Origin of the sequence: Comamonas sp. Tr-654 (assembly GCF_011752915.1) — a bacterium.
In the GTDB taxonomy this organism is placed as follows: domain Bacteria; phylum Pseudomonadota; class Gammaproteobacteria; order Burkholderiales; family Burkholderiaceae_C; genus Comamonas.
On record NZ_VWWQ01000002.1, the window covers coordinates 396,263 to 409,857 of the forward strand.

The following is a 13,595-nucleotide window of genomic DNA, read 5'->3' on the forward strand; positions in this document are numbered from 1 at the left end:
GTCAGCTTCGCCGGTCTGCACCTGTGCCGATCTGAAAATCGCCCCTTGTCGGGCGATTTTTCTTTGACCAATTTTTCAGGGTTGCCTATGACATCCAGGTCCGTACCGTCCCGCAATTCAGCTCGGGAGGCTGTAGAGTCCGTTCAGTTCGAGCCTGAGTTCATCTGCGGCTTGCGCGAGATCTTTGAAACGCGCGTGGCCTTCAACCAGACGATCGGTCTGAAAATCGGAGAGATCACGCCCACGCTGGTGCAGGGGCATATCGCCATGCGACCTGATCTGATCGGACATTCGGCCTACCAACGCATTCATGGCGGTGTGATCAGCGCCGGCCTCGATTCCATGGGCGGGCTGGCTGTGATGGCGGCCATTGCGGCCAAGCATATGGACGATACGCCCGCGCAAAGACTGCATCGGTTTTCCCGGCTGGGAACGATCGATCTGCGTGTGGACTATATGCGCCCCGGCATCGGCAAGGAGTTTCTGCTCACCGCCAGAGTGCTGCGACTGGGCTCTCGGGTGGCGAATACCCAGATGGAGTTTCTGTCCGTGGACGGCGAGTTGCTGTCTACCGGCACGGCCGCCTATATCGTCTCTTGACGCTGTTCAGAAAAGAGAGCGTCTGGCGCTTGCGAAATATGGGGTAGAGATCGAAATGCGTAAAAACAAGGCAAGTGAATGCTTGCCCGGATGCAGCAAGATCTTTCATTGTGTGAGATCAGGCAATGCATGCAAGTAACTGAAACTTGTGAAAGCTTTGCTTACCGTTATTGCGAGATAAGGGCAAATGTTGCTGCTTATGCTGCATAGGATGGCGTTTTCTGACTAGGAGATTCCTGCCATGGCTGTGCAAAACCCGTTCTTCGGCAAACGTGAAAACGATAGCTTTCCTCCACGCAATTCCGTCACCGGGCTTTCGACAGCGAATGCCACAGCGACATCGGGTGCCAGCTCCTTGAGCAGTGCAGGCCTTGGCACGGCGCCTTCCAGCTCCATGCGCGCCTCGGCGGCCCCTGCTGCGCCTGTGGCAGAGGAAACCGGTGGCAGCAAGCTTACCGTCGGCCCGAACATCAAGCTCAAGGGCGTGGAGATCACGGATTGCGACACCCTGGTTGTGGAAGGAACGGTCGAGGCGACCATGAATTCCCGCGTCATCAAGATCGCCGAGCAGGGTGCTTTTCATGGCACGGCCGAGATCGATATCGCAGAAATCCACGGCAAGTTCGACGGCTCGCTCACCGTCCGTGAAAAGCTGGTGATCTATGGCTCCGGCAAGGTCAGCGGCAAGATCCGCTATGGCAAGGTGGTAATCGAAGAGGGCGGGGAGCTGACGGGGCAGATCGAGGCCGGAACCAGCTCCAGCAACAGCAGTGCTGCCAGCACCTCCGCTTCGGCCTGGAACAAGAGCAGTGCCGCCAGCACCAGCAGCCAGGCGGCGGCTGCGGCCAGCAGCAGTGAAACCACGGGTAGCGCTGCAGTCGCCTGAATCTCTGCGCACAGCCCATGAAAAAAGCGACCTTCAGAGGTCGCTTTTTTCATGCTCGATGGCGTGGATCAGCTCTTGGCGGCCGCCTGAGCCTCGATTTTTTCGCGCCAGGCGCGCGTCTGCTCAGTATCCGGCAGAGACTGGGGCTTGCCGGTGGCATCAATGGCCACATAGGTAAGACGGGCTTCGGTCACCTTCACATATTTGCCCTGGTCGGAAAAACGCTCGGCAAAGACCTCCACATCCACGGCGACCGAAGTGCGGCCTACATGCTGCACGCCAGCGTAAAAGGACAGAATGTCGCCCACGCGCACGGGTTGCTTGAAGATGAATTCGTTGACGGCCACGGTCACCATGCGGGTATGGCTGATACGCTGCGGCAGCACCGAGCCGGCCAGGTCCACCTGCGCCATGACCCAGCCACCGAAGATGTCGCCATTGGCATTGACATCGGCAGGCATGGGCACGACTTTGAGAACCAGTTCCTTGTCGGCGGGCAGGGCAACGCTGGGAAGGTCGGGCGAACGGGGGGGCATGGAAATCTGTGACACGAATGGAAAGATGGAATTGTCCCTCAACATCGGGTTTCTACCATGTTGACGGGAGAAAGCCACTAACGACGGTTCGGGCAAGTAAGTAGGGGGTAACTATGGGACGGTGTTTGTGGTGGATCTGTGGATGCCTGAGTGTCATGCTGACGGCCTGCAGCAGCCATCCGGTAAAAGCCCCAATGTCGGGGAGCGGCGACGTGTCATCCACAACGCCGCTCAAGCCACTTGTACAGGCCGTACAGCCATCTTGCCATCCGGAGCCCTTGACCGGTGCAGCGGCACTGGCGGGGCCGTTCACCGAGCTGTCTCCGCGGCAGGCCTTGCAGGCCGGTGCACTGAATGCGCGTGTCTGCTGGGCTGGCGGGTTGCGCACCCTAAGAACGTGTTGACGATCTCCTCGCGCCACGACAGTGGCTTTGCGGGATGGGATGCAAGGCGCGATACCGCAGCAATAGCTGTGCTATTGCGAGGATTCGTAACGCCGCAGACCGCCCCTGACCGGGCGTCCGCAAAGTCCCTGTCCCGAAGGGTTGGAGCGAAATCGGGCGATTTCTGTGCGCTGTCTCTTGCTTGCACCCTAGTGCAAGCTGCGAGCCATCGCTTCGAACTCATCCCGATTGCGCTCCAACGCGGCTGCGTAGAGATCGTCAACACGTTCTAAAGGCCGTCAGCGAGCAGCGCGATTGCATGGTTCTGCTGCTTGCAGGGTTCAGCGAACAGGGCTTTCTGTCCTGGCCGCGCGAGGCCAGCTTCTTCAAGGCCTGCGGTGCTGGCCCGTATGACAGAGAGTTGCTGCAGCCCTTCACCCTGGTCTGGGTGAGCGCAAAAGTGACGGGACAGGCAGAATTCGCAGGTACCCAGATTCCCGTTATAGAAATAGACGCCCTCTACCGCGGCTCCGACTGCCAGCAGGGCGACACAGCCCCACAATGCGTTCACAGTTACCTGCAACCCCTGAAGAAGCCGCAATAGCGGCAAACCAGTCAGACGGCGCCACGCTGCGTCGCCTCTTTCCCTATATCTGGCGCTACAAATGGCATGCGCTGGCAGCGCTGGTGTTCATGATCTGCGCCAAGCTGGCCAATGTGGGCGTGCCCATCTTGCTCAAGCATCTGGTCGATGCGCTGGATATCAAGCCCGGGCAGGCGCAGGCCGTGCTGGTGGTCCCCGTGGGCCTGCTGGCGGCCTATGGATTGCTGCGTTTTTCCTCCACCATGTTCACCGAGCTGCGGGATCTGGTCTTTTCCAAGGCCACGCAGGGGGCATCGCGCTCGATCGCGCTGTCGACCTTCGAGCATCTGCATGCCCTGAGCCTGCGTTTTCATCTGGAGCGTCAGACCGGTGGTATGACGCGCGACATCGAGCGCGGCGTGCGCAGCACCGAGTCGCTGATCTCGTATTCGCTCTACTCCATACTGCCCACGCTGATTGAAATGGCCCTAGTGCTAGGCATTCTGGCCGTGCGTTTCGACATCTGGTTTGCCGTCATCACCCTGGCAGCGCTGGTGTTCTATATCGGCTTCACGGTCACCGTGACGGAATGGCGCACCCGCTTCAGAAAAGAGGCCAATGCCCAGGAGTCGGCGGCCCATACCAAGGCCATTGATTCGTTGCTGAACTACGAGACCGTCAAGTACTTCAACAACGAGCAGTTCGAATCCGCACGCTATGACGAGAACCTTGAAAACCTGCGCCGCGTGCGGCTCAAGAGCCAGACCACGCTGTCCATGCTCAACTGCGGCCAGCAGCTCATCATCGGCGCTGCGTTGGTGGCCATTCTGTGGCGGGCGACGCAGGGCGTGGTCGACGGCAGGCTGACGCTGGGCGATCTGGTCATGATCAACGCCTTCATGATTCAGCTCTATATCCCGCTGAATTTCCTGGGCGTCATCTACCGCGAGATCAAGCAGAGCCTGACCGACCTGAACCGCATGTTCACCCTCATGGACAAGGAGCGAGAAGTGTCCGATGCGCCTGGCGCTCAGCCCTTGCAGATCGACAATCCGCCGCCCGAAGTGCGATTTGAGAACGTGCAGTTCGCCTACGATAGCGCGCGCCCCATCCTGCACGATGTGAGCTTCACCATTCCTGCAGGCAAGACCGTGGCCGTGGTCGGTCCCTCTGGTTCGGGCAAGAGCACGCTGGCGCGTCTGCTGTTTCGCTTCTATGACGTGCAGGGCGGTCATGTGCGCATTGCCGGGCAGGACATCCGCACGGTGACCCAGAGCAGCGTGCGGCACTGCGTGGGCATCGTTCCGCAGGACACGGTGCTGTTCAACGACACGGTGGCCTACAACATTGCCTATGGGCAACCGGGCGCCACGCAGGAGCAGGTGGTTGCAGCGGCCAAGGCCGCACGCATCCATGACTTCATCGAGCGCACGCCCCAGGGCTATGCCACGCGAGTGGGCGAGCGCGGCCTCAAGCTCTCGGGCGGTGAAAAGCAGCGTGTGGCCATCGCGCGCACCCTGCTCAAGAATCCGCCGATTCTGATCTTCGACGAAGCAACTTCGGCACTGGACAGCGCCAACGAGCGCGCCATCCAGAACGAGCTGCGCAGCGCGGCGCAGGGCAAGACCTCTCTGGTCATTGCCCACCGCCTGTCTACCGTGGTCGACGCGCATGAAATCCTGGTCATGGACAGCGGCCGAATCATCGAGCGCGGCACGCACGAGGAGCTGCTGGCCGCCGGAGGGCGTTACTCCAGCATGTGGAATATGCAGCTCAACCAGGCGGAGTCAACGGAGATTCCTGCCTGAGTGCGGACAACTTTGCCAGACGTTTGATAAGCCACCTTCGAGTGGCTTTTTTTTTGACTGCTTTGCTTTTATGTATACATGTAGTTAGGTGTTTACCCTTGATTTTGCAATTAAATCGCTGTTTTTTGATTTTTATGTATACATTTCTTCCGTCTGCCAAAAACTAAATACCCCGCGAGACATGCCACCCTCCCTTGCCACCGCTGCTGCAGCGGAAGAAAACCATTCCCAGGTCGTGAAGGCGCAGCTGCAGCTGCGTGAAATGATTCTTGCCGGCGAGATGGCAGCCGGCGAGCGCATCTCCGAGCTGGTGCTGGCAGAGCGTCTGGGCATCTCCCGTACTCCCATACGTGCAGCACTGATGCGGCTTGAGCAGGAGGGCATGCTGGAAGCCACGGCTGGCGGGCGCGGCTACAAGGTGCGCGTGCTGTCCGAGGCCGATGTGTCGGACGCCATCGAGCTGCGCGGCACGCTGGAAGGCCTGGCGGCGCGCATGGCGGCCGAGCGCGGGGTGGATGAAGCCCTGCTGGCGCGGGCCACGCGCTGTCTGGATGCCATCGACCGTGTGCTGGATGCCCAGAACTGGGGCGACGAAGCGTTTTCCGCCTATGTGGCCCTGAACTCCGAATTTCACGACATCCTGCTGGAGATGTCGGGCAGCAGCTTCATGCAGCGCGAGCTGGAGCGGGTCAAGCGCCTGCCCTTTGCCTCCCCCTCGGGCTTTGTGGTGGCCGACTCCGAGTCTCCGCGCGCGCTTCGCAGCCTGATTCTGGCGCAGGAGCAGCACCGTGAAGTGATTGACGCCATCGAGCACCGCGAAGGCGCGCGTGCCGAGGCGCTGATGAAAGAGCACTCGCGCATTGCGCGGCGCAATCTGCGCGAAGCCATGCGCTCGCCCGAGACCACGCGCGTACCCGGTGCGCAACTGATTCGCGCTAGCCGTTGACGGCCGGTCTGCTGCGCCGCAGGCTGCGCCCGGATCCAACCCCCGACCGATAAATACAAGGAGACATCCACGATGAACCATCAGGCACAAGCCATTTATCCCCGCAACACTTGGTATGTGGCGGCCACCGCAGCCGAGGTCACGGACAAGCCGCTGGGGCGCCAGATCTGTGGTGAGCGCATGGTTTTCTATCGCGCCCTGGAAGGCAAGATGGCCGCTGTCGAAGACTTCTGTCCGCATCGCGGAGCTCCGCTGTCGCTGGGCCGCGTCTGCGAAGGCAAGCTGGTCTGCGGCTATCACGGACTGGAGATGGGCTGCGACGGCAAGACGGTTGCCATGCCCGGCCAGCGCGTGCGCGGTTTTCCTGCCATCAAGAGCTATCCGGTGGAAGAGCGTTATGGCTTTGTCTGGGTATGGCCGGGCGACAAGGATGCGGCCGATGCAGCGCTGATCCCGGATCTCCAATGGCATGACAACCCCGAGTGGGCCTATGACGGCGGCCTGTTCCACATCAAGGCCGACTATCGCCTGATGGTCGACAATCTCATGGACCTGACCCATGAGACCTATGTGCATGCCAGCAGCATCGGTCAGGCCGAGATCGACGAGACGCCCTGCAAGACTGAAGTCATAGGCGACAGCGAAGTGGTCACCAGCCGCTTCATGGAGAACATCGAGGCGCCCCCGTTCTGGAAGATGGCTCTGCGCAGCAATGGTCTGGCCGATGACGTGCCTGTGGACCGCTGGCAGGTCTGTCGCTTCACCCCTCCCAGCCATGTGCTGATCGAAGTCGGTGTGGCACATACCGGCAAGGGCGGTTATGACGCAGCGGACGAGCACAAGGTCTACAGCATGGTGGTGGACTTCATCACGCCCGAGACCGACGGCAGCATGTGGTACTTCTGGGGCATGGCGCGCAAGTTCAATCCCGGCGATGCATCGGTGACGGCGGCCATCAAGCAGGGCCAGCACAAGATCTTCAGCGAAGACCTGGAGATGCTGGAGCTGCAGCAGCGCAATCTCGAGGACTATCCGCAGCGTCAACTGCTCAAGCTCAATATCGATGCCGGCGGCGTGCAGTCGCGCAAGATCATCGAGCGCCTGATCGACGAGGAGAAAAACGAGTCGCGCGTTGCGGCGCTGGCTTGAGCGGCGGCAGGTAGGGGCAGATCATGTATGTGGATGGAGTAATCTTGCAGCTCCCCGAATCGGAGTCAGCGCTGTCCATAGTCAGCGCTGCCCTTGCTACGCTGCTGCATGGAATCACCCACCACACCCAACCCACTTTCCCTGGATCTCTACGACCAGCCAGGTCATCTGATTCGACGAGCCCAGCAGATTGCTGCGCTGCTGTTTCGAGAAGTGCTGGGACCCGATGTGACGCCGGTTCAATACGCCATCCTGCGCATGCTGCAGGAGTCTCCCGGCATCGACCAGGTGACGCTGGCGCGTCTTGTCGCACTGGACAACTCGACCACGGCCGATATCGCTGCGCGTCTGGAAAGCAAAGGCTGGATTCATCGCGAGCTGCTGCCAAGGCGTCAGCGCCGTTTGAGTCTGACCACCGAGGGCGAAGCCATGCTGGCCGCGTTTGTGCCCAATGTCTACGAGCTGCAGCAGCGCATGCTTTCCGCGCTGGAGCCCGAGGAGCAGGCGGAGTTCAAGCGTCTGCTGCGCAAGTTCGTGCAGTTGCACGACAGCACTGAAGTCGGCGAGCAAGCGGTGATCAACGACTAGCAGCCCGTTCTGGCGCTGCGGCTCCACCACGATCAAGCCGGCCAGCGCCGGCGGTGAACCGGCACGACTAAGGAATTCACTTGTGCTGGATCAAGAGTTCATTCAGTAAACTGAATGTGATTCAGTATACTGAATCAATGATAAAAAACAAGGAGACAACGATGGAACAGGATTTGCGTGCGCATCTGGACCAGCGGCCGATGACGACCTTCCAATGGTCGGTCATCGCGGTATGCATGGCCCTGAACATGATCGATGGCTTTGACGTGCTGGTGATGGCCTTCACGGCATCGGCGGTGTCTGGGCACTGGAAGCTCAGCGGCTCGGAGCTGGGCTTTTTGCTCAGTGCCGGCCTCTTCGGCATGGCCGCAGGTTCTTTGCTGCTGGCGCCCATGGCCGACAAGCTGGGGCGCCGTCCCATGATCCTGCTGTGCCTGGCCGTGTCCGGGCTGGGCATGCTGGCTTCGGCCTGGAGCCAGACACCGACGCAGCTTGCGGTGCTGCGCGTGATCACGGGCCTGGGCGTGGGCGGCATTCTGGCCTGCAGCAACGTGATTGCCAGCGAATATGCCTCGCTGCGCTGGCGCAGTCTGGCGGTCACGCTGCAATCGACCGGCTATGCGCTGGGCGCAACCATCGGCGGCAGCATTGCGGTCTGGCTGCTGGCCCACCATGGCTGGCGCTCCGTCTTCATGTTCGGCGGTTGCTCCACGCTGGCGGTGCTGGTTCTGGCCTGGTTTGCCTTGCCGGAGTCCATGGACTTTCTGCTGGTCAAGCGGCCCGCCAATGCGTTGCAGCGTCTCAATGTACTGATCCGCAAGATGGGCCTGCCCGCACTGGGCTCCCTGCCTCAGGCCGTGGTGGCAGGCAGCGGTGAAAGCAAGCGCATGGGGCCTTTGCAGCTGCTGTCTCCCAAACTGCTGCGCCCCACGGTGCTGGTCTGGCTGTCCTTCTTCTCGGTGATGTTCGGCTTCTATTTCGTGATGAGCTGGACTCCCAAGCTGCTGGCGGCCTCGGGCCTGACGCCCGAGCAGGGCGTAACCACGGGCGTGCTGCTGAGCCTGGGCGGCATCCTGGGCGCGACCTTGCTGGGCCTGCTGGCGGCGCGCTTTGCGATTCACCGTGCGCTGGCGGTCTTCATGCTGGTGACGGCAGTGTTGCTGTGCTTTCTGGTGGGCAGCTCCGGTGCGCTGTGGATGTCGTACACGCTGGCCTTCCTGATTGGCGTGTTCGTGAACGCCTGCGTGGCCGGCCTCTATGCGATTGCGCCAGTGGTTTACGGCAGCGATGTGCGCGCCACCGGTGTGGGCTGGGGCATCGGCATCGGCCGCATCGGTGCGATCGTGTCGCCGCTGGTGGCGGGCGGCCTGCTGGATGCGGCCTGGTCGCCCGATCAGCTGTACCTGGGTTATGGCATGGCGTTTGTCCTGGCTGCCGTCATCGTGTCCATGCACCGCATTGCCGGCCCGCAGGTCGCGCACCGGCGTGCTGCTTCCGAAACAGTGGCCGCTCATTGACCAGGGAGACTTCAATGAACCAGATTTCTCACACTCTGAGCGCAGCCGCGCCGGCCTTTCCGCTGGATCAATGGTATGTGGCGGGCTTTGCCTGGGAACTGAAGGACCAGCCGGTGGCGCGCACCTTGCTGGGTCAGCCGGTGGTCCTGTTCCGCACGGAAGATGGCCGGGTCGCGGCGCTTGAGGATCGCTGCTGCCACCGCGAGCTGCCGCTGTCCTGCGGCACGGTGGAGGCTGCGGGTCTGCGCTGCGGCTACCATGGCCTGCTCTTCAGCCATGAGGGGCAGTGCCTGGAAATACCGGGCCAGGAACGGATTCCGGCCAAGGCCTGCGTGAAGTCCTTCGAGCTGCGCGAGCGCGACCAGATCCTCTGGATCTGGATGGGCGCGACGCCGGATTCAGTGCCGGGCTCCGAGCCGCCGGCCTATGCCGTGCACAGCGACCCGCAATATCGTTTTGGCGGCGGCGTGTACCACTACGACGCTCCGTATCAGCTGATTCACGACAACCTGCTGGACCTGAGCCATCTGGGCTATGTGCACCTCAAGACCATCGGCGGCAACGCCCGCGTGCATATGAACGCAGATCTCAAGGTCAGCCAGGACGGGGACAGCGTGAGGGTGGTGCGCTGGATGCCGGATTCGGACCCTCCGCCTACTTATGCACAGGCCTGGCCTTTTCAGGGCCGCATCGACCGCTGGCAGGAAGTGGAGTTTCATCCCTCGCATGTGCGTATCTGGACCGGTGCCATGGATGCGGGCCAGGACAGACTGGACAACCCGGCGCGCGAAGGATTCCATATGCGCGGCTTTCACGGCGTGACGCCGGAGACGGAGACCAGCGCGCATTACTTCTGGACGATTGCGACCAATCCGCATCCGCAGATGCAGGACACCACACAGCTGGTGATTGATCAGACGGCTGCCACCTTCGAGGAAGACAAGGTGGTCATCGAAGCCCAGTTCCGCAACCAGCAACGGTTTGGTTCACGCGCCGTGGTGGATATCCACGTGGATGTGGGGCCCAACCGCGCGCGGCGCGTGATTGAGCGGTTGCGCCGGGCCGGCGCGCAAGCCTCGCAGGCGGTGGCCTAGCGACGCACAAGCAAAAGAGAAGAACCCGAGATGAAGACTGAAACCACGTTCGAGGTGCGCATTGCGCACAAGCAGGAGCAGGCAGCTGGTATCTGCAGCCTGGAGTTGCGGGCTCTGGAAGGCGCCAGTCTGGCACCGTTCAGCGCTGGCTCGCACATCGATGTGCACCTGCCCGGAGGGCTGGTGCGCCAGTATTCGCTGAGCAACGATCCCGCCGAGCTGGATCGCTATGTGATTGCCGTGCTGCGCGAGCCCGCCTCGCGCGGTGGCTCGGCCGCTGTGCACGAGCAGCTGCAGGCCGGCCAGCAGATTACCATCAGCCACCCGCGCAACCATTTCGAGCTGCATGCACCGGCCCGCAAGCATTTGCTGCTGGCAGGCGGCATAGGCATCACGCCGATTCTGGCCATGGCGCGCAAGCTGGCGCGTGACGGTGCGGAGTTCGCCTTGCACTACTGTGGCCGCTCGCGCGAGCGCATGGCGTTTGCCCAGACCATCGAGACTGCGCAATGGGCTGACAAGGCACAGATCCATGTGGATGACGTGAATGGAAAGTCGTCGCTGGGTTTGAGCGAATTGCTGCAGCAAAGAGAGCAGGGTCAGCATCTGTATGTTTGCGGACCCAAGGGCTTCATGGACGCCGTGCTCGACACGGCGCGAGAGGTCGGCTGGCCTGCCGAGCAGCTGCACTACGAGTTCTTTGCCGCTGAAGTGGAGCACCGCGCCGACGACGAAAGCTTTGAGGTGGAGGTCGCCAGCAGCGGCCAGGTGGTGCGCGTCACGCCGGCGCAGACAGTGGTGCAGGCGCTGGAGTCCATAGGCGTCTGCGTTCAGACCTCGTGCGAACAGGGCGTCTGCGGCACCTGCCTGACGCGCGTCATCTCGGGCCAGCCTGATCACCGCGATATGTATCTGACCGAAGACGAGCAAGCGGCCAACGACCAGTTCCTGCCTTGCTGCTCGCGTGCCAGGTCCGGCCGTCTGGTGCTGGATCTGTGACCCGCGGATTGGGCAGGCTTTGACCATGCGCGGGCAGGGCTAGCGTAGCCTGCTCAAAATAGGCGTTTTCCATGAAAGCGCCGCGTTCCTGCCATGAAGCCTGCCCTGCTAGTTCTGAATCTCCAGGTCCCCGCCCATCTGCAGCAGATGGAGCAGACCTTTGCCGACTTTGATGTGATCTATGCGCCTGATGCCGATCAGGCCGAGGCCGCAATCGCCGCCCACGGCGCGCGCGTTAAATGCGTGTGCACGATTGGTGCGACGGGTCTGTCGGCCGCGCAGATGAAGCGCATGCCCGGGCTTTCGCTGGTCTGCGCCATGGGCGCGGGCTACGAGAACATCGATGTGGCCCATGCCAAGGCGCACGGGATTGCCGTCGGCAACGGTGTGGGCACCAACGACGACTGCGTGGCCGACCACGCCATGGGCCTGCTGATCGCCGCGGTGCGCGGCATCGTCAAGCTGGACAAGGCCACGCGCGCCGGCATCTGGCGCTCGGCCCTGCCGCTGCCGGCCAATGTCTCGGGCAAGCGCCTGGGCATCGTGGGTCTGGGCCAGATCGGCGCCAAGATCGCCAGGCGCGCGGCCGCCTTCGACATGCCCGTCGGCTATCACAACCGCAAGCCGCGCGAGGGTGTCGAGCACCAGTACTTCGACGATCTGCTGGCGCTGGCTGCCTGGGCCGATGTGCTGTTGGTGGCCACGCCGGGTGGCGCGGGCACGCGCCATCTGATCAATGCCGAGGTGCTCGATGCGCTGGGCGAAAAAGGCGTGCTGGTGAATATCGCGCGCGGCTCGGTGGTCGATACCGCAGCGCTGGCCGACGCCGTGCGTGCAGGCCGTCTGGCCGGTGCCGGACTGGATGTCTACGAAAGCGAGCCGCAGCCGCCGCAGGAGCTGATCGATCTGGACGCCGTGGTGCTGACGCCCCATGTGGGCGGCTGGTCGCCCGAGGCCGTGCAGAACTCGGTGGACCGCTTCATCGCCAATATGCGCTGCCATCTGGATGGCAAGCCCTTGGTTTCGCCGATCTGAGTGCTATTGAATTGAAAGCTGCTTGCGCTTGATTTTTAGGGATTCCAGATAATTTCTTTATTGAAATCATTTGGTAATAAGCGCTATCAGCTTCGATATGCATAGCAATAAAAAATCCCGCGCAGATCGCTCTGGCGGGGATTTTTACTATCTGCGGCGCCATGAAGCTGGCGCGGACCAAACCAGTGACACCAAGCAAGGGCCACCCCGCAGCGAGGGTGTCGCCCCCCTTCCCGAAGAGAGAGGGGGACGCCGCGTAGCGGCTCAGGGGGGAGCTTATTTCTGGCTGGCAGCAATGGCCTTTTCGGCCTTGTCGACCAGCGGTGCGCCGATCTGGCTCTTCCACTTGTCGTAGACGGGGCGGGTGGCCTTGACAAAGGCTTCGCGCTCGGCAGCGTTAGGCGTGGTCACCGTTACGCCGAGGCCGGCGAGGTCCTTGAGCAGAGGCTTGTCGGCCTCGACCAGGCCCTTGCGTGCAATGGCGATTTCTTCCTTGGCAGCATCCAGCGCGGCCTGCTTGACGATGGCCTGGTCGGCAGGCGTCCAGCTGGCCCAGACGTCCTTGTTGACGACGAAGATCAGCGGGTCGTTCATATAGCCCCACATGGTCAGATGCTTCTGACCCACGGACTGCAGCTTGGCCGCCATGTACACGCCGATGGGGTTCTCCTGGCCGTCCACGGCGCCGCTGGCCATGGCTGGCTGGGCATCGGCCCAGCTCATCTGCGTGGGGTTGGCGCCCAGGGCCGTGAAGGTGTCCAGGAACAGAGGCGAGCCCACGACGCGGATCTTCATGCCCTTGAGGTCGGCAGGCGTCTTGATGGCGTGCTTGGAGTTGGAGATTTCGCGGTAGCCGTTCTCACCCCAGGCCAGAGGCACGACGCCGCCTTTTTCCAGGGTCTTGAAGATTTCCTGGCCCACTTCGCCCTGGGTCACGGCATCCACGGCCTTGAAGTTGGGGAAGAGGAAGGGCATGGAGAACAGGTTCAGCGACTTGACCTGGGGCGACCAGTTGATGGTCGAGCCCACGGCCATGTCGATCACGCCCTGGCGCAGCGCAGAGAACTCACGCGTCTGGTCGCCCTGCACCAGCGAGGTGCCGGGGTAGAGCTTGATGTTGATGCGGCCCTGGGTGCGTTCGCGCACCTTGTCGGCCCACAGCTCGCCACCCTTGCCCCAGGGGAAGGCCGTGCCCAGCACCAGAGACATGCGGTATTCGCTCTTGTACTTGGCCTGGGCCATGGCCATGGGCGATGCAAAAGCCAGTGCGGCGGCTGTCGCCACGGCGGATGCGAGGAAGGTACGAAGTTTCATTTGGTTTGTCTCCCTTTTAGAAACGAAAAAATGCTTTGCTTGTTAGATGCATTGCACATTGAATAAGCACGGCCCATCTCAGCAGACACCGCGCAAGGGCCGCCCCGCCGCGCTGGTGTCGTCCCCTCCCGAAGAGAGAGGGGAAGCGGCAAAGCCG

The 13,595-nt window shown here is 62.0% G+C and carries 13 protein-coding genes; 11 read left to right on the forward strand and 2 right to left on the reverse strand.

All coding sequences use genetic code 11. The annotated features are described in order from the left end of the window. Window positions 1–87: 87 nt before the first annotated feature. Complete coding sequence (locus F3J24_RS07485) at window positions 88–600, forward strand: thioesterase family protein (protein WP_167004247.1); 513 nt, start codon at window positions 88–90, stop codon at window positions 598–600. A gap of 241 nt (window positions 601–841) precedes the next feature. Then, window positions 842–1,486: a polymer-forming cytoskeletal protein gene (locus F3J24_RS07490; protein ID WP_167004253.1), complete on the forward strand. Its 645-nt coding sequence runs from the start codon at window positions 842–844 to the stop codon at window positions 1,484–1,486. Window positions 1,487–1,554: 68 nt separating this feature from the next. Here F3J24_RS07490 and F3J24_RS07495 read toward each other — a convergent pair whose 3' ends face one another. After that, window positions 1,555–2,022: an acyl-CoA thioesterase gene (locus F3J24_RS07495; RefSeq protein ID WP_167004256.1), complete on the reverse strand. Its 468-nt coding sequence runs from the start codon at window positions 2,020–2,022 to the stop codon at window positions 1,555–1,557. 702 nt (window positions 2,023–2,724) lie between these two features. On the opposite strand from F3J24_RS07495, the gene F3J24_RS07500 reads away from it, so the two are divergent. The 9 genes from F3J24_RS07500 to F3J24_RS07540 all read left to right on the forward strand — a co-directional run bounded on the left by F3J24_RS07500 (window position 2,725) and on the right by F3J24_RS07540 (window position 12,124). Then, window positions 2,725–3,009, forward strand: coding sequence for a hypothetical protein (locus tag F3J24_RS07500; RefSeq protein WP_167004258.1), 285 nt, complete (start codon window positions 2,725–2,727; stop codon window positions 3,007–3,009). Continuing rightward, window positions 2,967–4,796: an ABC transporter ATP-binding protein/permease gene (locus F3J24_RS07505; RefSeq protein WP_167004260.1), complete on the forward strand. Its 1,830-nt coding sequence runs from the start codon at window positions 2,967–2,969 to the stop codon at window positions 4,794–4,796. The genes F3J24_RS07500 and F3J24_RS07505 overlap by 43 nt, the downstream gene beginning before the upstream one ends. 181 nt (window positions 4,797–4,977) lie before the next feature. Next, complete coding sequence (locus F3J24_RS07510) at window positions 4,978–5,742, forward strand: GntR family transcriptional regulator (RefSeq protein WP_167004262.1); 765 nt, start codon at window positions 4,978–4,980, stop codon at window positions 5,740–5,742. Window positions 5,743–5,814: 72 nt separating this feature from the next. Further along, entirely contained in the window at window positions 5,815–6,891 is a 1,077-nt protein-coding gene (locus F3J24_RS07515; RefSeq protein WP_167004264.1) for an aromatic ring-hydroxylating dioxygenase subunit alpha, read from the forward strand. 108 nt (window positions 6,892–6,999) lie between these two features. Then, a complete protein-coding gene (locus F3J24_RS07520) occupies window positions 7,000–7,479 on the forward strand; it encodes a MarR family winged helix-turn-helix transcriptional regulator (protein WP_167004266.1) in 480 nt (159 codons plus the stop codon). 161 nt (window positions 7,480–7,640) lie between these two features. Further along, on the forward strand, window positions 7,641–8,996 hold the full coding sequence (locus tag F3J24_RS07525) for an MFS transporter (RefSeq protein WP_240154279.1): 1,356 nt from the start codon (window positions 7,641–7,643) through the stop codon (window positions 8,994–8,996). Window positions 8,997–9,010: 14 nt separating this feature from the next. Further along, a complete protein-coding gene (locus F3J24_RS07530; protein WP_167004271.1) occupies window positions 9,011–10,090 on the forward strand; it encodes a Rieske 2Fe-2S domain-containing protein in 1,080 nt (359 codons plus the stop codon). Between the two features lie 30 nt (window positions 10,091–10,120). After that, window positions 10,121–11,089: a PDR/VanB family oxidoreductase gene (locus F3J24_RS07535; RefSeq protein ID WP_167004273.1), complete on the forward strand. Its 969-nt coding sequence runs from the start codon at window positions 10,121–10,123 to the stop codon at window positions 11,087–11,089. 93 nt (window positions 11,090–11,182) lie between these two features. Further along, on the forward strand, window positions 11,183–12,124 hold the full coding sequence (locus tag F3J24_RS07540; protein ID WP_167004276.1) for a 2-hydroxyacid dehydrogenase: 942 nt from the start codon (window positions 11,183–11,185) through the stop codon (window positions 12,122–12,124). 276 nt (window positions 12,125–12,400) lie between these two features. On the opposite strand, the gene F3J24_RS07545 is transcribed toward F3J24_RS07540, so the two are convergent. Then, a complete protein-coding gene (locus F3J24_RS07545; protein WP_043008642.1) occupies window positions 12,401–13,438 on the reverse strand; it encodes a DctP family TRAP transporter solute-binding subunit in 1,038 nt (345 codons plus the stop codon). Window positions 13,439–13,595 lie beyond the last annotated feature (157 nt).

Coding starts and splice junctions, on each gene's coding strand:
- F3J24_RS07515 (WP_167004264.1), top strand. CDS start 5,815: ATGAACCATCAGGCACAAGCCATTTATCCCCGCAACACTTGGTATGTG.
- F3J24_RS07485 (WP_167004247.1), top strand. CDS start 88: ATGACATCCAGGTCCGTACCGTCCCGCAATTCAGCTCGGGAGGCTGTA.
- F3J24_RS07490 (WP_167004253.1), top strand. CDS start 842: ATGGCTGTGCAAAACCCGTTCTTCGGCAAACGTGAAAACGATAGCTTT.
- F3J24_RS07510 (WP_167004262.1), top strand. CDS start 4,978: ATGCCACCCTCCCTTGCCACCGCTGCTGCAGCGGAAGAAAACCATTCC.
- F3J24_RS07525 (WP_240154279.1), top strand. CDS start 7,641: ATGGAACAGGATTTGCGTGCGCATCTGGACCAGCGGCCGATGACGACC.
- F3J24_RS07535 (WP_167004273.1), top strand. CDS start 10,121: ATGAAGACTGAAACCACGTTCGAGGTGCGCATTGCGCACAAGCAGGAG.
- F3J24_RS07505 (WP_167004260.1), top strand. CDS start 2,967: ATGCGTTCACAGTTACCTGCAACCCCTGAAGAAGCCGCAATAGCGGCA.
- F3J24_RS07545 (WP_043008642.1), bottom strand. CDS start 13,438: ATGAAACTTCGTACCTTCCTCGCATCCGCCGTGGCGACAGCCGCCGCA.
- F3J24_RS07495 (WP_167004256.1), bottom strand. CDS start 2,022: ATGCCCCCCCGTTCGCCCGACCTTCCCAGCGTTGCCCTGCCCGCCGAC.
- F3J24_RS07540 (WP_167004276.1), top strand. CDS start 11,183: ATGAAGCCTGCCCTGCTAGTTCTGAATCTCCAGGTCCCCGCCCATCTG.
- F3J24_RS07520 (WP_167004266.1), top strand. CDS start 7,000: ATGGAATCACCCACCACACCCAACCCACTTTCCCTGGATCTCTACGAC.
- F3J24_RS07500 (WP_167004258.1), top strand. CDS start 2,725: ATGGTTCTGCTGCTTGCAGGGTTCAGCGAACAGGGCTTTCTGTCCTGG.
- F3J24_RS07530 (WP_167004271.1), top strand. CDS start 9,011: ATGAACCAGATTTCTCACACTCTGAGCGCAGCCGCGCCGGCCTTTCCG.